Source organism: Pseudomonas sp. ATCC 43928, assembly GCF_005938665.2.
In the GTDB taxonomy this organism is placed as follows: domain Bacteria; phylum Pseudomonadota; class Gammaproteobacteria; order Pseudomonadales; family Pseudomonadaceae; genus Aquipseudomonas.
The window spans coordinates 5739994-5760338 of the sequence record NZ_CP041753.1 but is presented as its reverse complement, the minus strand read 5'-3'; the positions used below and the strand labels follow the sequence as shown (position 1 = coordinate 5760338).

General features: G+C 59.3%; 18 protein-coding genes, 4 tRNA genes and 1 pseudogene. 17 read left to right on the top strand and 6 right to left on the bottom strand.

The window, feature by feature from the left end:
- Nucleotides 1-106: 106 nt before the first annotated feature.
- Complete coding sequence (gene ispH, locus FFH90_RS26505; RefSeq protein WP_064620456.1) at nt 107-1054, top strand: 4-hydroxy-3-methylbut-2-enyl diphosphate reductase; 948 nt, start codon at nt 107-109, stop codon at nt 1052-1054.
- Here ispH and FFH90_RS26500 read toward each other — a convergent pair.
- Nucleotides 1023-1580: a GspH/FimT family protein gene (locus FFH90_RS26500; RefSeq protein ID WP_138866328.1), complete on the bottom strand. Its 558-nt coding sequence runs from the start codon at nt 1578-1580 to the stop codon at nt 1023-1025. The two genes, ispH and FFH90_RS26500, sit on opposite strands and share 32 nt — an antisense overlap.
- 131 nt (nt 1581-1711) lie before the next feature.
- Between FFH90_RS26500 and FFH90_RS26495 the strand changes: the two genes are divergently transcribed.
- Genes FFH90_RS26495 through thiO form a run of 7 tightly spaced genes read left to right on the top strand, consistent with a single transcriptional unit; the run spans nt 1712 to nt 8513 of the window.
- Nucleotides 1712-2185 carry a GspH/FimT family pseudopilin gene (locus tag FFH90_RS26495; RefSeq protein ID WP_018925890.1) on the top strand — a complete coding sequence of 158 codons (474 nt, stop codon included), beginning with the start codon at nt 1712-1714 and terminating at the stop codon, nt 2183-2185.
- Nucleotides 2182-2631, top strand: a complete 450-nt coding sequence (pilV, locus tag FFH90_RS26490; protein WP_026286393.1) for a type IV pilus modification protein PilV — start codon at nt 2182-2184, stop codon at nt 2629-2631. Before FFH90_RS26495 ends, pilV begins: the two co-directional genes overlap by 4 nt.
- Nucleotides 2628-3341 carry a PilW family protein gene (locus FFH90_RS26485; RefSeq protein ID WP_018925892.1) on the top strand — a complete coding sequence of 238 codons (714 nt, stop codon included), beginning with the start codon at nt 2628-2630 and terminating at the stop codon, nt 3339-3341. Before pilV ends, FFH90_RS26485 begins: the two co-directional genes overlap by 4 nt.
- Nucleotides 3342-3352: 11 nt before the next feature.
- Nucleotides 3353-3832 (top strand): PilX N-terminal domain-containing pilus assembly protein, encoded by a 480-nt coding sequence (locus tag FFH90_RS26480; protein WP_138866327.1) that lies wholly within the window; start codon nt 3353-3355, stop codon nt 3830-3832.
- Nucleotides 3819-6941, top strand: a complete 3123-nt coding sequence (locus FFH90_RS26475) for a pilus assembly protein (RefSeq protein ID WP_138866326.1) — start codon at nt 3819-3821, stop codon at nt 6939-6941. Before FFH90_RS26480 ends, FFH90_RS26475 begins: the two co-directional genes overlap by 14 nt.
- Before the next feature lie 13 nt (nt 6942-6954).
- Nucleotides 6955-7356: a type IV pilin protein gene (locus FFH90_RS26470; protein ID WP_019581258.1), complete on the top strand. Its 402-nt coding sequence runs from the start codon at nt 6955-6957 to the stop codon at nt 7354-7356.
- Nucleotides 7357-7412: 56 nt separating this feature from the next.
- Nucleotides 7413-8513, top strand: a complete 1101-nt coding sequence (thiO, locus tag FFH90_RS26465) for a glycine oxidase ThiO (protein WP_138866325.1) — start codon at nt 7413-7415, stop codon at nt 8511-8513.
- 19 nt (nt 8514-8532) lie between these two features.
- On the opposite strand, the gene FFH90_RS26460 is transcribed toward thiO, so the two are convergent.
- The 4 genes from FFH90_RS26460 to FFH90_RS26445 all read right to left on the bottom strand — a co-directional run bounded on the left by FFH90_RS26460 (nt 8533) and on the right by FFH90_RS26445 (nt 12841).
- Nucleotides 8533-9879, bottom strand: a complete 1347-nt coding sequence (locus FFH90_RS26460) for a sigma-54 dependent transcriptional regulator (RefSeq protein ID WP_019650972.1) — start codon at nt 9877-9879, stop codon at nt 8533-8535.
- Entirely contained in the window at nt 9876-11465 is a 1590-nt protein-coding gene (locus FFH90_RS26455; protein WP_064620435.1) for a PAS domain-containing sensor histidine kinase, read from the bottom strand. Before FFH90_RS26455 ends, FFH90_RS26460 begins: the two co-directional genes overlap by 4 nt.
- Nucleotides 11455-11688, bottom strand: a complete 234-nt coding sequence (locus FFH90_RS26450) for a PP0621 family protein (protein ID WP_007938406.1) — start codon at nt 11686-11688, stop codon at nt 11455-11457. Before FFH90_RS26450 ends, FFH90_RS26455 begins: the two co-directional genes overlap by 11 nt.
- A gap of 136 nt (nt 11689-11824) precedes the next feature.
- Complete coding sequence (locus tag FFH90_RS26445; protein WP_086945903.1) at nt 11825-12841, bottom strand: outer membrane protein assembly factor BamD; 1017 nt, start codon at nt 12839-12841, stop codon at nt 11825-11827.
- A gap of 151 nt (nt 12842-12992) precedes the next feature.
- Here FFH90_RS26445 and rluD point away from each other — a divergent pair, with 151 nt between their 5' ends.
- The 9 genes and pseudogenes from rluD (at nt 12993) to FFH90_RS30790 (ending at nt 19859) form a co-directional block, all read left to right on the top strand.
- On the top strand, nt 12993-13955 hold the full coding sequence (rluD, locus tag FFH90_RS26440; protein ID WP_007901932.1) for a 23S rRNA pseudouridine(1911/1915/1917) synthase RluD: 963 nt from the start codon (nt 12993-12995) through the stop codon (nt 13953-13955).
- Nucleotides 13952-14674, top strand: coding sequence for a peptidoglycan editing factor PgeF (pgeF, locus tag FFH90_RS26435; protein WP_064620427.1), 723 nt, complete (start codon nt 13952-13954; stop codon nt 14672-14674). The genes rluD and pgeF overlap by 4 nt, the downstream gene beginning before the upstream one ends.
- 130 nt (nt 14675-14804) lie before the next feature.
- Entirely contained in the window at nt 14805-17369 is a 2565-nt protein-coding gene (gene clpB / locus FFH90_RS26430; RefSeq protein WP_018925901.1) for an ATP-dependent chaperone ClpB, read from the top strand.
- Nucleotides 17370-17668: 299 nt separating this feature from the next.
- A tRNA-Asn gene (locus tag FFH90_RS26425) sits at nt 17669-17744 on the top strand.
- Nucleotides 17745-17753: 9 nt separating this feature from the next.
- Nucleotides 17754-17830, top strand: a tRNA-Pro gene (locus FFH90_RS26420).
- Nucleotides 17831-17835: 5 nt separating this feature from the next.
- Nucleotides 17836-17911 (top strand) — tRNA-Lys (locus FFH90_RS26415).
- Between the two features lie 95 nt (nt 17912-18006).
- Nucleotides 18007-18083: transfer RNA gene (locus FFH90_RS26410), tRNA-Pro, on the top strand.
- Between the two features lie 150 nt (nt 18084-18233).
- A pseudogene (locus FFH90_RS30795) lies at nt 18234-19004 on the top strand (MCP four helix bundle domain-containing protein); the annotation flags it as partial.
- Entirely contained in the window at nt 18996-19859 is an 864-nt protein-coding gene (locus FFH90_RS30790) for a methyl-accepting chemotaxis protein (protein WP_371924336.1), read from the top strand. The pseudogene FFH90_RS30795 and the gene FFH90_RS30790, both read left to right, overlap by 9 nt.
- A 62-nt stretch (nt 19860-19921) precedes the next feature.
- Here FFH90_RS30790 and FFH90_RS26400 read toward each other — a convergent pair whose 3' ends face one another.
- Nucleotides 19922-20323, bottom strand: coding sequence for an EF-hand domain-containing protein (locus FFH90_RS26400; RefSeq protein WP_138866324.1), 402 nt, complete (start codon nt 20321-20323; stop codon nt 19922-19924).
- Nucleotides 20324-20345 lie beyond the last annotated feature (22 nt).

The window sequence follows — 20345 nt, the reverse complement described above, 5'->3', positions numbered from 1 at the left end:
AGGCGTCATCACATTCAGCATCAATGTTGACTGACACACCGCTTTCGCGAGCAAGCTCTGCTCCTACAATGATCTAACTTCTTGCGCGCAAGACACGAGGCACAGCATGCAAATCAAACTCGCCAACCCCCGTGGCTTCTGCGCCGGCGTGGACCGGGCGATCGAAATCGTCAACCGCGCCCTGGAAGTCTTCGGGCCGCCGATCTATGTGCGCCACGAAGTGGTCCACAACAAATTCGTCGTCGAAGACCTGCGTGCCCGTGGGGCGATCTTCGTCGAGGAACTGGATCAGGTGCCGGATGACGTGATCGTGATCTTCAGCGCCCACGGCGTTTCCCAGGCCGTGCGTACCGAAGCCACAGGTCGTGGCCTGAAGGTGTTCGACGCGACCTGCCCGCTGGTGACCAAGGTGCACATCGAAGTCGCGCGTTACAGCCGCGACGGCCGTGAATGCATCCTTATCGGTCATGCCGGTCATCCGGAAGTCGAAGGCACCATGGGACAATACGATGGCAGCAATGGTGGCGCGATCTATCTGGTCGAAGACGAGAAAGATGTCGCCGAATTGCAGGTGAACAACCCTGAAAAGCTGGCTTTCGTTACCCAGACCACCCTGTCCATGGACGACACCAGTCGCGTGATCGACGCCCTGCGTGCGCGTTTTCCGGCGATCGGCGGTCCGCGCAAGGACGATATCTGTTATGCCACGCAAAACCGTCAGGACGCCGTCAAGCAACTGGCGGACGAATGCGACGTGGTGCTGGTGGTTGGCAGCCCGAACAGCTCCAACTCCAATCGTCTGCGTGAACTGGCCGAACGCATGGCCACCCCGGCCTATCTGATCGACGGTGCCGAAGACTTGCAAAAGAGCTGGTTCGACGGTGTCGAGCGTATTGGCATCACGGCCGGTGCCTCCGCTCCGGAAGTGCTGGTACGTGGCGTGATCCAGCAATTGCAGGCCTGGGGTGCCACGGGTGCCGATGAACTGGCCGGTCGCGAGGAGAACATCACCTTCTCCATGCCTAAAGAGCTGCGCGTGCGTTCGCTGCTGTAATACTTTTCGCCTTTCGACACAGCGCCTGCTCAGCCTTACGGTTGGCCAGGCGCACTCGACCGCTCGCCGCCAGCACCACCTGGAGCTGGCTGACCGGCTCGCGAGCCGAGCAAATATGTAGTGTCCCTGCCTGAAATGCCCGCCCGGGCATCAGCGGTTGGCCCAGACTGCTGAACCGCACGAAACGCCTGACCCACCAATTGCCGACAATCGGCGTCCGCGCATCACCTGCGCGCTCGACCAGTAGCGGATTGCTGCTGTCCTCTGGCCCTTTGCCGCTGATGTCCAGAATGATCCGCCAGCCCTGGCTCCAATCGCCGTTGATGCCATGAATGACCACGTTCTGGTTGCGGGTTATGGCCAGGGTTCTGGCCTGGCGGATCCCACTGATCAGCGACTCGGCCGACTGCTCCCGATGATTCGATTCCGTCAGTGCAGCGAACGCCGGACTGACCAAGTGCAGAACAATCCCGACAATCGTCAGTCCCATGAGCAGTCCGATCAGGCTGAAACCTTGCTGATGCATGTCATCTCCCTCCATGGAGTGCTGCGGCCCGCGCGATCCTTGCGCGAGTAATGGCAAAACAACCGTACATCTGTCGGTCGAATGTTCTAGCGTGTAGAAGCAGGTATAGCCGACGGCAACGGAGGGCACTGATGGATCATCGTACAAAAGGTTTCACGCTGATCGAGCTGCTGGTCACGCTCGCGGTGTTTCTGATCCTGATTACACTGGCCGTTCCGGCGTTCACCCGCTCGGTGCAAAGCAACAAGGCCGACACCGAGGTCGGCGACTTGCAACGGGCACTCAATTACGCACGGCTTGAGGCGATTGATCGGGGCTTCACCACTCGGGTTCGCCCGACGGCCGGCGGCAGTGTCTGGACCGGCGAGCTGAGCGTTTATGACGGTACTGGCAATCCGGCCAATGTATTGCGGGTTGTTCCAGCGATGAGCAGCGGAGCAACTCTAACGCTAACCTCAGGAGTGACCGCGATTGATTTCAACAATCTCGGCGGCTTGGCAGCGCCGTCCACGGCGGTGGTGATCAGTTATGTGCTGGGGGCGCAAAGCAGGACGCTGAATGTGTGTTTGAACGGACGAATTCTATTGGGTGGAAGTTGCGGATGAGGGGTTGGAGCAAGCGTGCACAGGAGGGCATGACGCTGATCGAGGTATTGGTCGCGTTGTTGGTGCTGGCTGTGGGTCTGTTGGGCGCGGCGGCGATTCAGCTCAATGCGCTGAAGTACACCGACAGCTCACGGATGACCAGCCAGGCGAGTTTTATCGCCTACGACATGATGGACCGCATTCGCGCCAATTCCGGCGCCGATTACACCGTCACGCCGCCGACCTCGGGCAACTTGAGCGTGGCCCGGGATCAGGACCTCTACGACTTCACCACCAATATCGTCAATTTCGGCGGCGCCACGGCCACCGGCAGCATCGTCCGCAACCAGCGGGTATACACCATCACCATTACCTGGGACGACTCCCGGGCCGCCAATATCGCCGATTCGCGCCGCAGTTTTGTCCTCACCAGCCGTGCCACCGTTGATCCGGTGACGACACCATGAACAGAACCAGCAGAGGCTTCGGTCTGATCGAATTGCTGATTGCCCTGGCGTTGAGCCTGATCGTGGTCCTGGGCGTGGCGCAGATTTTCATCGCCGCCAAAAACACCTACGTCAGCCAGAACACAGCTGCCGGCATGCAGGAAGATGCGCGGTTCGTCCTGAGCAAGATGATTCAGGAAATTCGCATGGTCGGCATGTTTGGTTGCCTGGGTACGATTACCGACGCCAGCTCGGCGGGGGATTTCAATGCCAGCCTGCTCACACCGATCAGTTGGGACAATGCCAACCTCAAATTGACTCTGGTCACCGCAGATGTCGGCGGCAGTGGCGGAGTGCCGACCTGGACGGTGGTTTCCGACTGCCGAAATACTGCGACGGCCTACACCGGTTTACGCACGCCGGCATCGGGGCAGTTGGCGTTTCCAATCCGGCGGCTGGTCTACAGCTTCAGCAACAACCAACTGCTGATGGGCTCCGGCACTGGCACGCCGACTCAGGCGGTGCTGGTAAACAACGTCAGTGCCTTTGGCGTGAGCTTCGGCATCGCCAGTTCGGCCACGGATACAGCCGCCTCCAGTTACAGCAGTAATCCGTCCGATCCGGCGCGAATCCGCAGTGTGAGGCTGACGCTGACCCTCACCGACCCGAACAACCGGGTCCGCAATCAAACCTTCAACGTAGTTGCCGCCTTGCGCAACCGGTTGCAATGAGGGGAGGGCCGATGAGTCGTGCGTCCATGACATCTCACGCCCAGCGCGGCATGGCGCTGTTGGTCAGCCTGGTGTTTCTCCTGGTGCTGACATTGATCGGTCTCTCGTCGATGCAGAGCGCCACGTTGCAGGAGAAAATGACCAGCAGCGTGATCCTGCGCAACCAGTCGTTCCAGGGCGCGGAAGCGGCGTTGCGGGTCGGTGAAAGCGCGGTGCAACTGAACTCCTACTCGTTGCCGGTCTGCAGTGGCACCAGCCAGTGCGCACCGCCGGCCGAGGCGTCGGTCATCACCGCCGCCGGGTTCAACTCCACCTCGGGGGTGAACTGGATCGCCTCCGGTAGCGGCTTTTATGGAGTGCAGAACATCGGCACTACCCTGACTGCCGTGAATGTGCCGAGCAACACGTCGGCAACCCTTTATCGGGTGACCGCCGTGGGCATCGCGGGCAGCTCGCGCAGTGTGGTGGAGAGTATTTATGCGAAGTACTGAGACCCGCACAGGCTGGCGCCATTGGTTACTGCAGCTGCTCTGCGGCGCGGTCTTGAGCCTTTACCTGGCAGCGCCGACCTACGCCTTCACGCCCTCGGATTCTCCGCTGTTGAGCGCCGCCGCCGTGCCTGCCAATGTGATGCTGCTGCTCGATGACTCGGGGAGTATGAACAACATTATCTGGGCGGCCGGCTTCGACCCGACGGTCGCACGCACCCCGGTGACGATTTGCCTCTCCAATGGTTCGTGCAACAAAGGCCGCGACCTGGACATGACCGATAACAATATCGCCTTGTCGAGTTTGAATCATGGAACATGCTCGAAGGCCGGATGGTACGGTTTTTATAAAAACAGTCTTCTCGGTCTGGATTCGCTTTGCCTGAAGCTTCCCGATCCGGTGGGAAGCGAGGACACGCGGTATACGGCGAATTATTTGTCCTACCTGATCAGCCTGGCCAACAACACTGACCGGGACTTCACCGACGGCTCGATCCCCAACGATTACCGGATGAACGTGGCGCGCAACGTTTCCAAGACGTTGGTGGCCAATAACCGTTCGCTACGCATCGGCCTGTCGACGTTCAACCTGGCGGTCGGTAACCATAAGAATGACGGCGGTTACATCGCCCGCTCGATCAGCGATTTGTCGGCGGTCAGCGGCACTGTGACTCAGGCTCAAGCCGATACCAATTACAACGCACTGATCGCCGGGATCGACGAGTTGAGTGCGCAAGCCAATACGCCGCTGGCGGAAGCCTATTACGAGATCACTCGTTATTTCCGTGGCATGGCGCCGTACAACAACTCGACGCCCGACACCTATACCAGTCCGATTCAGTACCGTTGCCAGAAAAACTACGGGGTGGTGATCACCGATGGTCTGCCGACCTACGACCGAACCTTTCCGACCGATGATCCGCTGGGTGGCAGCCAGTTACCGAACTGGGACGGGATCAGCAGTAACGATGGTACCGATCCCTCAGGCGACGATGAGGGCGACACCCTGTACCTGGATGACATTGCCAAGTTCGCCTTCGATATCGACATGCGTTCCACGGGAACCGATGCCGCGGGTAAAAGCTGGAACGCCCTGGATTTTCCCAAGCAGAACATGAACACCTATACCGTGGGTTTCACCGCTGCAAACCAGATGTTGGCGGATGCCGCGACCTATGGGCAGGGCAAGTACTACCAGGCGAGCGACAGTGCGGGACTTAACAATGCATTGTCTGCAGCCTTGAGCGACATCACTTCCAAGGCCGGCTCAGGTGGCAGTGGCGTGGCCAGCGGCACGACCCTGACCAGCGACTCGAGCTATTTCCAGACCAGCTACGATCCCAAGGACTGGCGGGGTACGATCAAGTCCTTTGGCTTCACGTCGACGGGCGCGGTTAACACCGCCGCTGTGCTATGGACGACCGACACCACCATCGTGCCCGGCGCCACTGCGCCGATCTACCAGTCCTGGAACACGCAAACCAACGCCGCGGTCACCCTGGCTTACAGCAATTTCTCTGCGGCGCAGCAGACCGCCCTCAACCAGGGGCTGCCTGCTGGCATCAACGGCAACGATCTGGTGGAGTGGAGCAAGGGCATCAACAAAACCGGGCTGAAAGTTCGCAGTGTATTGCTCGGCGACATCATCAATTCGCCACTCGTGCTGGCTTCACCCACGGACAAAACCGCGTCCGATCTGGTGGCAGACACCAGCTACAGCACTTACCTGACCACCAAAGCCGCCAACATGAATGCCAGCCTGGTGGTGAATGCCAACGACGGTTTTGTAAACATCATCAACTCGGCCAACGGTGTCAGGCGTTATGCCTACATGCCCTCCAGCGTGCTGCCATCGCTGAACGACATCGCCGATCCCGCTTACATCAACGGTGTGAGCCACAAGTTTCTGGTCGATGGTCAGGTCGGCGTGTTTGATGCCCAGCTCAATAGCGCCTGGAAAACCCTGGCAATTGGCGGTACGGGGGCGGGCGGCAAAACCTTCTATGCGCTGCAATTGTTCGACGCATCGGCCGGTAACGAAACTAAAGCGCTGTGGGAAATCAGTGCACCGGCCACGGCCAGCACAGCGAACGTTTTCAATGATCTGGGTTATGCCTATGCGCGCCCCGAAGTGGCACGCTTGGCCGATGGTCGCTGGGCCGCGTTTATCTCCAACGGCTATGGCAGCAACTCCGGGGTGGCAGCGTTGTATGTGGTGGATATTCGCGACGGCTCGCTGATCAAGAAAATCGTGGTCGACAGTACCGAAACCACCAACGGCCTGTCGTCGGTGAAGCTCAGGGTCAACTCGCAGAATGTGGTGCAGGCTGCCTACGGGGGCGATCTGAAAGGGCGGTTGTGGAAGTTCGATTTGAGTGGCACCACCCCTGACACCTGGGGCGTGGCGTTTTCCGGCAAGCCGTTGTTCACCACTGCAGGTGGCGCGACCCAGCCGATTACCGCGCAACCGTTGCTGGCGGATCACGTGTTGGGCGGCAAGGAGGTGTTTTTCGGCACCGGCAAATTCAATGAGGTTGCCGACAAGACCAATAAGGATCTACAGGCGTTCTACGCGGTATGGGATGCCGAGGGGGGCGCAGGACAAATCACCGTTTCCAGTTTGCAGGCGCAGGCGGTGACCGGCGTGTTTTCGGGCAGTACCGGGCAATTCATCACCACCAGCCAGAACGAGGTGACCTACCCGGCCAAGAAAGGCTGGTACCTGCCCCTGGTATACAACAACGTGCTGACGGGGGAGCGGGTGATCTATCAGGCCAGTCTGGTATCGGGGCGAATTGTTTTTACCACGCTCAGTGTGGATACCGTGGACCCCTGTGCCAGCTTCGGTAGCGGCAAACTGGTCGAACTCGATGCGTTCAGCGGTAAGATGCTCAATTACGCGGTACTCGACACCAATGCCGACGGGGTGGTCGATGGCAACGACACGATTTCCAGTGGGGTGATCTTCACCGGTGGTATCCCGACCCTGAACGCGGTCGTCAATGACGCAACCCGCAAGATTGTGAACGACTCCGGTGGTGGCGTGACCACTCTGGTGGAAAAATCCGGTGGCGGCAGCGGCCGTCGCATCATGTGGCGACAAATACAGTAAGTGAGAGTGAGGCATGCGCAGATCCAACCGAGGTTTTACCCTGATCGAAATCATGATCGTGATTGCGATCATCGGGATCGTCATCACCATTGGCTATCCGAGCCTCACCGAGTACGTAAAAAAGGGCCGCCGTACTGAAGTCGCCGGGTTGCTTTCCGAGCAGGCGCAGATCCTCGAGCGTTTCTATTCGAAGAATAATGTCTACACCAATGCCACCGGCCTCAGCGCCGGCAATGATTTCTACACCATCACCCCGACCCTGACCGATCAGACCTTCCTGCTGACGGCAACACGCAAGGCCGGTTCGACCATGGCCAGCGACAAGTGCGGTGATTTCACTCTCACCAATACCGGCGTCAGGAGTATGGTCAATGCCGCGTCCGGCCTGGCCACCAAGGATTGCTGGGGTCGCTGAGTTCCTTTTTCGGGCGCCTTTTGCGCCCTCTGTCTATTGAACGGTTGGATCAGAACATGAGCAGTCAACAGCAAGTGGTGATTGTCGGTGGCGGGGTGATTGGCCTGCTGACGGCGTTCAATCTCGCGTCCGAAGTGCAGAGCGTGGTGCTGCTGGACCGCTCGAACGTCGGTCAGGAATCTTCCTGGGCCGGTGGCGGGATCGTTTCGCCGCTCTATCCATGGCGCTACAGCCCGGCGGTCACTGCACTGGCTCATTGGTCCCAGGATTTTTATCCACAACTGGCCCAGCGTTTGTTCGCTGCCACCGGTGTCGATCCTGAAGTGCACACCACCGGGTTGTATTGGCTGGACCTGGATGACGAGGCCGAAGCACTCGCCTGGGCCAAACGGGAGAACCGTCCGCTGCGGGCTGTGGATATCTCTGCGGCCCACGATGCAGTGCCGGTATTGGGCGCCGGTTTTTCGCGGGCGATCTACATGGCCGATGTGGCCAATGTGCGTAATCCACGGCTGGTGAAGTCCCTCAAGGCCGCCTTGCTGGCGTTGCCGAACGTGACGATCCATGAACAATGCGAGGTCAGCGAATTTATCCGGGAAGGTTCTGTGGTGGTCGGGGTACAGACCTCGATGGGGGCCATTCGGGGTGATGAGGTGGTTTTGACAGCGGGGGCCTGGAGCGGTGACTTGCTGAAAAAGCTGGGCCTGGAACTGCCGGTCGAACCGGTCAAGGGACAGATGATTCTCTACAAGTGCGCAGCGGACTTCCTGCCGAGCATGGTCCTGGCCAAGGGGCGTTATGCCATTCCCCGGCGCGACGGGCACATCCTGATCGGCAGTACGCTGGAGCATGAGGGTTTTGACAAGACGCCAACCGACATGGCGCTGGAAAGCCTGAAGGCATCGGCGGTGGAATTGATTCCGGCATTGGCGGATGCCGAGGTGGTGGGGCATTGGGCGGGGTTGCGGCCCGGGTCGCCTGAAGGAATCCCCTATATCGGTCGGGTGCCGGGATATGACGGGCTCTGGCTCAACTGCGGGCATTACCGTAACGGGCTGGTGCTGGCGCCGGCGTCATGTCAGTTGTTTGCCGATGTGATGCTGGGGCGGGCGCCGATTATCGACCCTGCGCCGTATGCGCCAGTCGGACGAATCTGACAGAAGAGCTGTTAACGGTTCAATCCAGCCCCAATTTCTTCAGCCTGTAACGCATCGACCGAAATGACAGATTCAATCGCTGGGCCGCCGCCGTGCGGTTCCAGCGGGTTTCTTCCAGGGCCTGGAGGATGAGTTTGCGTTCGACGTTTTCCAGATAGGCTTCCAGATTATCGATCTGTGTCAGGTCTGGCACGCCGCCGTCCGGGTTGCAGTTGCCTTCTGCCAGGCGCAGGTCGCTGGCTTCGATCTGTTTGTTCTCGCACAAGGTGTGAGCCCGTTCGAGCATGTTCTCCAATTCCCGCACGTTTCCAGGAAAGCGATAGTTTTTCAGCGCTTCGAGGGCTTGTGGGTGGAGTTTTGCGGGGGGCTGGCCAGTGCTGGCCGCCAGTCGCTTGAGCATATTGTTGGCCAGAAGCTCAATGTCGTCGCGGCGTTCGCGCAAGGACGGTACTCGCAGCTCGATCACGTTCAGGCGGTAGTACAAGTCCTGGCGAAAGCGTTCGGCGGCGACTTCGGCATCGAGGTCTTTGTGAGTGGCGCAGAGGATGCGCACATCGACCACGGTTTCCTGCTGGCCACCGATGCTGCGAACGGCTTTCTCCTGTATGGCCCGCAGCAGTTTGACCTGCATTGCCAGCGGCAGGTCAGCCACTTCGTCGAGGAACAACGTACCGCCATGGGCTGCCTGGAACAGCCCAGGCTTGTCTTCGATGGCGCCGCTGAAACTGCCTTTGCGATGGCCGAAAAACTCGCTTTCCATCAATTCCGACGGGATTGCCCCACAGTTCACCGGGACGAACGGTCGGCTGGCGCGCGGGCCTTGGTCGTGGATAAGTCGAGCGACCAGTTCCTTGCCGCTGCCGGACTCGCCACTGATGTAGACCGGGGCTTGGCTGCGGGCCAGTTTGTCGATTTGTTTGCGCAGGTTGCGCATTGGCAGCGAGTCTCCCAGCAGCCGACGGTCGATGCCGCTGCTGGTGCCGCCTGGCGCTGGCAAGCTCAGGGCGCTGATGACCAGTTCGCGCAGACGGGTGAGGTCGACCGGTTTGGTCAGGAAGTCGAAGGCGCCGGCCTTGAGGGCGTTTATTGCTGTTTCCAGGCTGCCGTAGGCGGTGATCATCGCCACCGGCACTTGTGCATAGCGCTGCTGGATGTGCTGCACCAGCGCCAGACCGGTGCCGTCAGGCAGGCGCATGTCGGTCAGGCACAGGTCGAACGTATCCCGAGCCAGTAGCGCCTGCGCTTCTGCGAGGTTGCGTGCGCTGAAGGTGTCGAGTTTCATCCGTCCCAGGGTGATTTCCAGGAGTTCGCGGATATCCGGCTCGTCGTCGACGATGAGGATTTTTTGCCGTGGGCTCGTGTTCAACTTTGTTTCCGTCCGTGAGCAAAGGTGATGCGAAAGCAGCCGCCGCCTTGGCGTGATTTGAAGTCTAGGCGGGCTTGATTGCTTTCGCACAGCTCACGGGACAGATAAAGCCCCAGGCCAGTACCCTGGCTGCTGGTGGTGAAGAACGGTTCGAACAAGTGAGTACGTTGGTCCGGTGCAACGCCAGGGCCATCGTCCAGGACTTCCAGGGTCGGCAACTGGCTGTCCGGGTCGATAAACAACTCAAGCCAGGCCTGCGCCCGATCATGCTTGAGGGCGCTATGGCGCCAGGCATTGCGCAACAGGTTATCGAGAATCTGGGTCAGCTGATCCGGATCCATCAGGGTTTTGAAGTCTCCCAAGCCGATGCGCAGGTGAATCTGCTGATGTTCTTTCGAGCCTTCGCGGGTTTCGGCGACGAAATGCTCCAGCCACGGCTTCAAATCGAGCCGTTGCGGCACGGTTTGCTGGCGACGGGACAATTGCAGGACGTTTTCGATTACCCGATTCATGCGCTGAGATTGGTCTTGAATAATCTGGGTCAGACGCCGGTCCGCACCGTTCAGTTCCTCGGATTCCTGCAGTAACTGCGCGGCATGACTAATGGCGCCCAGTGGATTGCGGATCTCATGGGCAATCCCGGCGGTCAGGCGACCGAGGGCGGCGAGTTTCAGTTGTTGGGCCTGTTGGGCGATTTGGGCGAGGTCTTCGAGAAAAACCAGCGTCTGGTGGTGCGGGCTTTGGTCCAGGGCAATGAAGCTTGGTTGCAGCTCGAGGCCGTTGCTGGCGATCTGCAGGCTTTGCGGGCGCAACGTTGGATTGTTGAGCCACAGTTGGAGCCGCTCGACCAACGGTATCGAGTAATCGTCGATCAACTGGCCGTCCAGTTTTTCCTGCCCCAGCAAGGTCAAGGCGCTGTGATTGGCCAGTTGCACCCGCCGCTGGTTGTCGAGCACCAGAATGCCTGTGCGCATGCGTTGCAGGATCAGTGCGTTGAGGGCTTCGAGACCGAGCACTTCACTGGCCCGCTGTTCGGCCAGGGTTTCGCTGACCTCCAATCGTCGGGTCAATCCCTGCACCAGCAGCGCCGCGGCAAAACACAGGGCGCCGAGGGTGCCGATTTGCAGGTAATCACTGGGGCTGGCGGGGTGGTTGAAGCTCAGGATGAAGCTCAAACCCACGATGCCAAGGGCACCGACCGCTGCGATCAGCAGACCGACACGCCCGCGCAGCAAGGTATTGCTGATGGCTACTGAGACGATCAGCAAATTGCCGATGGCACTGGCCATGCCGCCCGCGGCATAGAACAGGCCGCACAGCAGCAGGACATCGACCAGCGCCAGGCCGAACAGCTGCGCGGGGCGTCGGGTGTTCCCCAGAAAGACCACCAGCAGGATATTCAGCACCAGGTACAACCAGCTGCCGTTGCGCAGCAGGTCGTCATTGGCGAACTTCAGCAACTGGTTGTCCATGTTGCTGGAGATCAACAGCACCAGGGTGATGCCGACGCTTAAGCGGTAGAGGTGATAGAGGCGCAGCAGTCGCTGGGCCTGTTTGTTGCCTGGGCTGGGCGTCTCAGCGATCACTTGAGCCCGGGCCTTGCTCAAGGTGAGCCTGGCTGCAATACCACTGTTGTTCGAGTTTCAACGCGCGGTCGCGGGGCAGGTGTACGCCGCAATGAGCACAGCGAACCATGGGTGGAGCATCTTGCTCGCGCGGCATATTGGCGACCGACGTCGGGCCCTTGAACTTGCGCCAGAACCATACGGCAGCGGCAATCAGGGCGATCCAGAACAATAGACGAAGCATGGTGAGCTGCTTTTTGATTAATGAATTGGCAGTTTAGCCAAGGACGGGTCAAGCGCACAGCGCAATACGTTCACCCAAAAATCCGGCAATAAAAAAGGCGCCTCGAAAGGCGCCTTCCCGGTACAACATCTCTATGTCAGTCGAACAGGCCGAAGGTCATGTGGCTGAACCAGGAACGGTCGGTGTTGCTGGACTCGGGTTCCGGTTCTTCGATCACATCGCCGTTTTCATCTTTAGGCTTGAGCTCGTTCGGAATCGCGTCCTTGGCATCCTGGAACTGCTTCTGCACATCCTGGTTGGCGCGGGTTTCGCCCGGCGGCAGTGGCGGACGGGATTCGATCAGGCCCAGGGTGGCCTTGCTCAGCCACGAACGGTTGTCGGCTTCGGCTACCGATGGCACGAACTGACCGTTCACCAGGCTCGGGTGGTTCGGGTAGTTGAGTTTCAGGGTTTCGAGACTGGTCGCAGCCAGTTCGTCCAGGTGCAGGCGCTGGTAGGCTTCGGTCATCACCGCCAGGCCGTCACCGACCGATGGGGTTTCCTGGAAGTTTTCCACTACATAACGGCCACGGTTGGCGGCGGCAACGTAGGCCTGACGGGTCAGGTAGTAGTCGGCAACGTGGATTTCATAGGCCGCCAGCAGGTTGCGCAGGTAAATCATGCGCTGCTTGGCGTCCGGCGCGTAGCGGCTGTTCGGGTAGCGGCTGGTCAGCTGGGCGAACTCGTTGTAGGAGTCGCGGGCAGCGCCCGGGTCACGCTTGGTCATGTCCAGTGGCAGGAAGCGCGCCAGCATGCCGACGTCCTGGTCAAAAGAGGTCAGACCCTTGAGGTAGTAGGCGTAATCGACGTTCGGGTGCTGCGGGTGCAGGCGAATGAATCGCTCGGCAGCGGACTTCGCAGCCTCAGGCTCGGAGTTCTTGTAGTTGGCGTAGATGAGCTCGAGTTGAGCCTGATCGGCATAGCGACCGAACGGATAACGCGACTCCAGGGCCTTCAGCTTGGCTGTGGCGGCGGTGTAGCTATTGTTGTCCAGATCGTGCTGAGCCTGCTGGTACAGCTCGACTTCGCTCAGGTTTTCGTCTACGACTTCCTTCGATGAGCAAGCAGCGGTCAATGCGAGGATGGCGATCAGCAGCAGGTGTTTCACTTGCATGGCGGCTTGCGTCCCTATGACGGCCGCTGTCTTGGGCGGGGCCGTCCTGTTATGATGAGTGCCCCGTTGAAAAGCCTCGGGGCAAAAGACGCCGTATTTAACCACAAGCGCGCAGCCGAAACCAAAGGCTGTGCCGACGCCTAGTCTGAGCATGTCCGATAAAATTGAACTTCGCGCAGAGGTGCCGTCCGAATTGGGCGGCCAACGCCTCGATCAAGTCGCCGCACAATTATTCGCTGAGCACTCGCGCTCGCGCCTTTCCGCCTGGATCAAAGACGGCCGCCTGACTGTGGATGGGGCGGTTATCCGCCCGCGAGACATCGTTCACGGTGGCGCCATTCTTGAATTGACTGCCGAGCAGGAAGCTCAGGGCGAATGGATCGCTCAAGACATCGAGCTGGACATCGTCTATGAAGACGACGACATCCTGGTGATCAACAAGCCTGCGGGCCTGGTGGTGCATCCGGCCGCCGGTCACGCCGACGGCACCTTGCTCAACGCCTTGCTGCACCACGTGCCGGACATCATCAATGTGCCCCGCGCCGGTATCGTGCATCGCCTGGACAAGGACACCACCGGTCTGATGGTGGTGGCCAAGACCATTCAGGCGCAGACACAGCTGGTCACTCAATTGCAGAGCCGCAGTGTCAGCCGGATCTATGAGTGCATCGTAATCGGTGTGGTGACGGCCGGCGGCAAGATCAACGCACCGATCGGTCGTCACGGCCAGCAGCGCCAGCGCATGGCGGTGATGGAAGGTGGCAAGCAAGCCGTCAGTCACTACCGCGTGCTCGAGCGTTTCCGCTCCCACACTCATGTGCGAGTGAAGCTGGAAACCGGTCGTACGCACCAGATTCGCGTGCACATGGCGCACATCAACTACCCGTTGGTCGGAGATCCTGCCTACGGCGGTCGTTTCCGTATTCCACCGGCCGCCAGCGTGACCATGGTCGAATCCCTGAAGAATTTCCCGCGTCAGGCGCTGCATGCGCGGTTCCTGGAGCTGGATCATCCGACCACCGGTAAACGCATGAGCTGGGAATCGCCACTGCCGGATGACTTCGTCTGGTTGCTGTCGCTGCTCAAGCAAGACCGCGAGGCGTTCATCGGATGACCTGGCTGACGCCTGACTGGCCCGCGCCGGCCAGCGTCAAAGCCTGCGTTACCACCCGTGCGGGCGGCGTCAGTCTGGCGCCGTTCGACAGCCTCAACCTGGGCGATCATGTCGACGACAGCCCTGAAGCCGTCGCCGAAAACCGCCGTCGTCTCACCGATCGTTTCTCGATTCAGCCGGCCTGGCTGCAACAGGTTCACGGCATTGTCGTGACCCAAGCGGACCCAAACCTGGTAGCCACTGCCGACGCCAGCTGGACGGCAACACCCGGTATCGCTTGCACAGCGATGACCGCCGACTGCCTTCCTGCGCTGTTTTGCGACCGTGCCGGCACCCGCGTCGCTGCCGCCCATGCCGGTTGGCGCGGGCTGGCGGCGGGTGTGCTGGAAGCGACCCTCGACAGTCTGGCTGTACCGCCCGAAGACGTACTGGTCTGGCTCGGCCCGGCCATTGGCCCTCAAGCCTTTGAAGTCGGCCCGGAAGTGCGCGAAACCTTCGTCCAGCAATTGCCTGAAGCAGCCAAAGCCTTCGTGCCGAGCCAGAATGCCGGCAAGTTCATGGCCGACATCTATGAACTGGCGCGTTTGCGTCTGGCCGCTCGCGGTGTCACCGCTGTTTATGGCGGTGGTTTCTGCACAGTGACCGATCCACGTTTCTTTTCTTACCGCCGCAGTCCTCGCACCGGCCGGTTTGCCTCCCTGATCTGGCTCGAACGCTAGACTTCTCTGATCTACATCAACTGCACGACGCTTGAATCTCCCAGAATCGACCACATCTATAGCGGTATCTGGCAGGTTTCTTTATTCGGGATGTTTATAGGTCCGGCCTGCTCAAAAGGAAGGTGAACCCATGCGTATAGACCGTTTAACCAGCAAGCTGCAGTTAGCCCTGTCCGACGCCCAGTCCCTGGCTGTCGGCCTCGATCATCCGGCCATTGAACCGGCGCATTTGATGCAGGCCATGCTTGAACAGCAGGGTGGTTCGATCAAACCCCTGCTGATGCAGGTGGGTTTCGACGTCAACAGCCTGCGTAAAGAACTGACCAAAGCGCTCGATCAGCTGCCGAAAATCCAGAACCCGACCGGCGACGTGAACATGTCGCAGGATCTGGCACGCCTGCTCAACCAGGCCGATCGCCTGGCTCAGCAGAAGGGTGACCAATTCATCTCCAGCGAACTGGTGCTGCTCGCCGCGATGGACGAGAACAGCAAGCTCGGCAAATTGCTGCTCGGCCAGGGCGTGAGCAAAAAGGCGCTGGAAAACGCGATCAACAATCTGCGCGGCGGTGAGGCGGTTAATGACGCCAACCAGGAAGAGTCTCGGCAGGCGCTGGATAAATACACCATCGACCTGACCAAGCGCGCCGAAGAGGGCAAGCTCGATCCGGTGATCGGCCGTGACGATGAAATTCGCCGCACCATTCAGGTACTGCAACGCCGCACCAAGAACAACCCGGTGCTGATCGGTGAACCTGGCGTGGGTAAAACCGCCATCGCCGAAGGCCTGGCTCAGCGCATCATCAACGGTGAAGTGCCGGACGGTCTCAAAGGCAGGCGCCTTTTGTCCCTGGATATGGGGGCATTGATTGCCGGTGCCAAATACCGCGGCGAGTTCGAAGAGCGCCTCAAGTCCCTGCTCAATGAACTGTCGAAGCAGGAAGGGCAGATCATTCTGTTCATCGACGAGTTGCACACCATGGTCGGCGCGGGCAAGGGCGAAGGCTCGATGGACGCGGGCAACATGCTCAAACCGGCATTGGCTCGCGGTGAGCTGCATTGCGTCGGTGCGACCACGCTCAACGAGTATCGTCAATATATAGAGAAGGACGCGGCCCTCGAGCGGCGCTTCCAGAAGGTCTTGGTGGACGAGCCGAGCGAAGAAGACACCATCGCCATCCTGCGTGGTCTGAAAGAGCGCTACGAAGTTCACCACAAGGTGGCAATCACCGACGGTGCAATCATCGCCGCGGCCAAGCTCAGTCATCGCTACATCACGGACCGCCAGTTGCCGGACAAGGCCATCGACCTGATCGACGAAGCCGCCAGCCGCATCCGCATGGAAATCGATTCCAAGCCGGAAGTGCTGGACCGTCTGGAGCGTCGCCTGATTCAGCTGAAGGTGGAATCCCAGGCGCTGAAGAAAGAAAGCGACGACGCGGCGAAGAAACGTCTGGAAAAATTGCAGGAAGAAATCGCCCGTCACGAGCGTGAGTATTCGGATCTCGAAGAGATCTGGAACTCGGAAAAAGCCGAGGTCCAGGGTTCGGCACAGATCCAGCAGAAAATCGAACAGTCCCGTCAGGAACTGGAAGCCGCGCGCCGTAAAGGCGATCTGAACCGCATGGCCGAGCTGCAATACGGGGTGATCCCGGACCTGGAGCGCAGCCTGCAAATGGTCGACCAGCACGGCAAAAGCGAAAACCAGTTGTTGCGCAGCAAGGTGACTGAAGAAGAGATCGCTGAAGTCGTGTCGAAATGGACCGGCATCCCCGTGGCGAAAATGCTCGAGGGCGAGCGCGAAAAACTGATGAAGATGGAAAGCCTGTTGCACCAACGTGTGATCGGTCAGGACGAAGCAGTGATCGCCGTCTCCAACGCAGTGCGGCGTTCCCGTGCCGGGTTGTCCGATCCGAATCGCCCGAGCGGTTCGTTCATGTTCCTCGGCCCGACCGGTGTCGGTAAAACCGAGTTGTGCAAGGCGCTGGCCGAGTTCCTCTTTGATACTGAAGAGGCGATGGTACGGATCGACATGTCCGAGTTCATGGAGAAGCATTCCGTGGCTCGTCTGATCGGCGCGCCACCGGGCTACGTGGGCTATGAGGAGGGCGGTTACCTGACCGAGGCGGTGCGTCGCAAGCCTTATTCAGTGATCCTGCTGGATGAGGTCGAGAAGGCCCACCCGGATGTGTTCAACATCTTGCTGCAAGTGCTTGAAGATGGCCGTTTGACCGACAGCCATGGCCGCACGGTGGATTTCAAAAATACCGTGATCGTCATGACCTCCAACCTGGGCTCGGTACAGATCCAGGAACTGATAGGGGATCGCGAAGCGCAGCGTGCAGCGGTGATGGATGCGATTTCCACGCACTTCCGGCCGGAGTTCATCAACCGGGTCGACGAAGTGGTGATCTTCGAGCCACTGGCTCGGGATCAGATCGCGGGCATTACCGAGATCCAGTTGGGTCGCCTGCGTAGCCGTCTGACCGAGCGCGAGCTGAAGCTTGAGCTGAGTCCGGAAGCGATGGATAAGCTGATCGCCGTCGGTTACGACCCAGTCTATGGCGCACGGCCGCTCAAACGGGCGATCCAGCGCTGGATCGAGAACCCGCTGGCACAGCTGATTCTATCGGGTCGTTTCATGCCCGGAGAGACCGCCAAAGGTGTGGTGGAGCACGACGAAATCGTCTTTGTCTGATCCCCAGTGGCAACAAAATGAAAGAGGCCTCGCATTGCGAGGCCTTTTTTTCGATAGGCTGTTGAACTCAAAGGAAAATGCTTGTAAAGTGCGCCCCGCAGTAAGTCACCCCGAGAGGGTTTCTGCTCCCCAAGCAGGAATCTGAAATAAGTTGCAAATCATTAACTTGAAAGCAATTTAGGGGGTTGACAGAGGTGCTTAAGATTGTAGAATAGCGCGCCTCAGACACACGAACGCAGCGATGCGAACGAGTCGAAGAGGTGAAGCAAGCTTCACAGTTGTAAATTGAAATATGTAGTTCCGTGATAGCTCAGTCGGTAGAGCAAATGACTGTTAATCATTGGGTCCCAGGTTCGAGTCCTGGTCACGGAGCCAATTTCAAACCGGGGTATAGCGCAGTCCGGTAGCGCGCCTGCTTTGGGAGCAGGATGTCAGGAGTTCGAATCCCCTTACCCCGACCATTTTTGGGTCGTTAGCTCAGTTGGTAGAGCAGTTGGCTTTTAACCAATTGGTCGTAGGTTCGAATCCCACACGACCCACCATTTTTGAAACCAGTTAACGCTGGGATCGAATCTTAAGATCAGACGCCAAAAGCTCTGTTCGCAGAAGGCGCCTTTCAAAGGTGCCTTTTTTTTACCGGGGTATAGCGCAGTCCGGTAGCGCGCCTGCTTTGGGAGCAGGATGTCAGGAGTTCGAATCCCCTTACCCCGACCATATTAAAAATCCTCGTATCGAAAGATACGGGGATTTTTTTTGTCTGCGAAAAAGCAGATCGCTTCAAGTCATCGTACAACTTGCCGATAACGAGCTAACGGGGCACGGACAGGGCCTCGACTCCAGCCAATAAAAACAAAGGCGCTCGTTATGTTTCTTCGTCAGCTGAATATTGCCCCTCGCGCCGCGCTGGGTTTTGCCTTGATCGCGGTACTGGTGGCATTGCTCGGGGTATTTGCACTGGGGCAGATGTCGAGCATTCGCGACAGCGAGGTGGCGGTGGAGGCCCAATGGTTGCCGAGCATTCGCGGCGGTGACGAGATCCGCGAGCTCATGTTGCGCATCCGTACCATTTCCCTGCGCATGGCCTTGGATCAAGATCCGAAGAACATCGCCACTTACCGCAGCCAAATGGACACGCGCGACAAGGAATTGAGCGAGAAAATTGCCGCTTATGACAAATTGGTCACCACCCCTGAGGGCCAGGAGTTGTATGACCAGTTCAAAAAAACCTTCGCCGCCTACGGCAGCGGCATCGCCCAATCCTTCACCCTCGCTGAGCAAGGGAGGCGTGACGAGCTGACCAAACTACTGCTGGTCGACATGAAGACTGTTGTCGACGGTTCGGGCAAACAGCTCAACGATCTGGCGGAACTGTTCACCCGGCTAGTGGCCGCCGAGAGCCGGAAATCCCAAGAGCACTATGCCACCTCCCGGATGATCGTCAGCCTGTTTATTGCCCTCGCGGCGCTGGCCACGGTCGGCCTTGCGATGCTGTTGACCCGTAGCATCGTCAAACCCTTGGCAGAGGCGTTGAACGCTGCGGAGAACGTGGCACGAGGCGATCTGACCCGCCCCATCGAGACCCATGGCAACGACGAAGTGAGCCGCTTGCTCAAGGCGCTGGCGACCATGCAACACAACCTGCGTGACACCTTGCAGGGCATCAGCGGTTCGGCGGCGCAATTGGCGACGGCAGCCGATGAATTGAACGCGGTCACCCTCGACAGCACCCAGAATCTGCAACAGCAGAACAACGAGATCGAACAAGCGGCGACAGCCGTCACCGAAATGACCACCGCGGTGGAGGAGGTCGCACGCAACGCGGTTTCTACCTCTGACGCCACGCGCCAATCCAGTGAGTCGGCACACGTTGGCCATCAGCGAGTGAGCGAAACCGTGAGTGCCATCAGCGCCCTTGCCAGCGACGTGCAGACGACGGGCGGCTTGGTGCAGTCGCTGGCCAACCAGTCTCAGGACATCGGCAAGGTGCTGGATGTGATTCGTGCCATTGCCGAACAGACCAATTTGCTCGCCCTCAACGCGGCCATCGAAGCGGCGCGTGCGGGCGAAAGTGGTCGAGGTTTCGCGGTGGTTGCCGACGAAGTGCGTGCCCTGGCGTACCGCACGCAACAGTCGACTCAGGAAATCGAACAAATGGTTCAGGGCATGCGTACTGGCTCAACCCAGGCGCTGGACTCCATGCAAGCCAGCTCCTCGCGGGCCGCCAGCACCCTGGCGTTGGCGGAGCATGCGGGCGAAGCGCTGCAGACCATCACCGCTTCGGTTCACCAGATCCACGAACGCAACCTGGTGATCGCCAGCGCCGCCGAGGAGCAGGCGCAAGTGGCGCGTGAAGTTGATCGCAACCTGGTGAACATTCGCGATTTGTCGGTACGCTCCGCCGCTGGCGCCGATCAGACTAGCGCCTCCAGCCATGAGCTGTCGCAGTTGGCCAATTCGTTACGGACCATGGTGCAGCGGTTTCAGTTGTAAATCCGCCGGATGAAAAAAAGCCCCGCTCCTCGATGGAGAAGCAGGGCCTGGTCTTCATTGGCTTAGCTGTTGTCTTTCAGGTGCTCGAACAAGCCTTTTGGCATTTGTTTGCCATTGGCTTCGTAGCTGGCTTTCACATTGTCGAAAGCCTCTTGTTCCGAGATTTGACCATCGTGGTTGGTGTCGATCTTGTCGAAGTCGCCCTTGGGCGCCACTTTCAGGAACTCCGCACGGGACACCTGACCATCGCCATCGGTGTCGGTCTTGGCCATCGAGGCATCGCCGCACTTGCCTTCGCCACATTTGCCTTCTGGGGTTTTTACCGAAGTTTCGGCGGAGGCGACCATGTAGCCCTGGGTCAGTGGCTGCGCGGCGAATACGGAACCGGACAACATCAGGCCGCCGGCCAGGACGGCACCGAGCAGGCCAACGGTGTTTTTGCTGAGAGTAGTGGTACGGGACATTACAAATCTCCTGGGTTGCACG

Bases quoted from the DNA above. Each gene is read 5' to 3' on its own strand.
- FFH90_RS26450 (WP_007938406.1), bottom strand. From the start codon at position 11,688: ATGCTTCGTCTATTGTTCTGGATCGCCCTGATTGCCGCTGCCGTATGG.
- pilV (WP_026286393.1), top strand. From the start codon at position 2,182: ATGAGGGGTTGGAGCAAGCGTGCACAGGAGGGCATGACGCTGATCGAG.
- FFH90_RS26470 (WP_019581258.1), top strand. From the start codon at position 6,955: ATGCGCAGATCCAACCGAGGTTTTACCCTGATCGAAATCATGATCGTG.
- FFH90_RS26495 (WP_018925890.1), top strand. From the start codon at position 1,712: ATGGATCATCGTACAAAAGGTTTCACGCTGATCGAGCTGCTGGTCACG.
- FFH90_RS26475 (WP_138866326.1), top strand. From the start codon at position 3,819: ATGCGAAGTACTGAGACCCGCACAGGCTGGCGCCATTGGTTACTGCAG.
- FFH90_RS30790 (WP_371924336.1), top strand. From the start codon at position 18,996: ATGCAACACAACCTGCGTGACACCTTGCAGGGCATCAGCGGTTCGGCG.
- FFH90_RS26445 (WP_086945903.1), bottom strand. From the start codon at position 12,841: ATGCAAGTGAAACACCTGCTGCTGATCGCCATCCTCGCATTGACCGCT.
- FFH90_RS26480 (WP_138866327.1), top strand. From the start codon at position 3,353: ATGAGTCGTGCGTCCATGACATCTCACGCCCAGCGCGGCATGGCGCTG.
- clpB (WP_018925901.1), top strand. From the start codon at position 14,805: ATGCGTATAGACCGTTTAACCAGCAAGCTGCAGTTAGCCCTGTCCGAC.
- pgeF (WP_064620427.1), top strand. From the start codon at position 13,952: ATGACCTGGCTGACGCCTGACTGGCCCGCGCCGGCCAGCGTCAAAGCC.
- rluD (WP_007901932.1), top strand. From the start codon at position 12,993: ATGTCCGATAAAATTGAACTTCGCGCAGAGGTGCCGTCCGAATTGGGC.
- FFH90_RS26500 (WP_138866328.1), bottom strand. From the start codon at position 1,580: ATGCATCAGCAAGGTTTCAGCCTGATCGGACTGCTCATGGGACTGACG.
- ispH (WP_064620456.1), top strand. From the start codon at position 107: ATGCAAATCAAACTCGCCAACCCCCGTGGCTTCTGCGCCGGCGTGGAC.
- FFH90_RS26400 (WP_138866324.1), bottom strand. From the start codon at position 20,323: ATGTCCCGTACCACTACTCTCAGCAAAAACACCGTTGGCCTGCTCGGT.
- FFH90_RS26485 (WP_018925892.1), top strand. From the start codon at position 2,628: ATGAACAGAACCAGCAGAGGCTTCGGTCTGATCGAATTGCTGATTGCC.
- thiO (WP_138866325.1), top strand. From the start codon at position 7,413: ATGAGCAGTCAACAGCAAGTGGTGATTGTCGGTGGCGGGGTGATTGGC.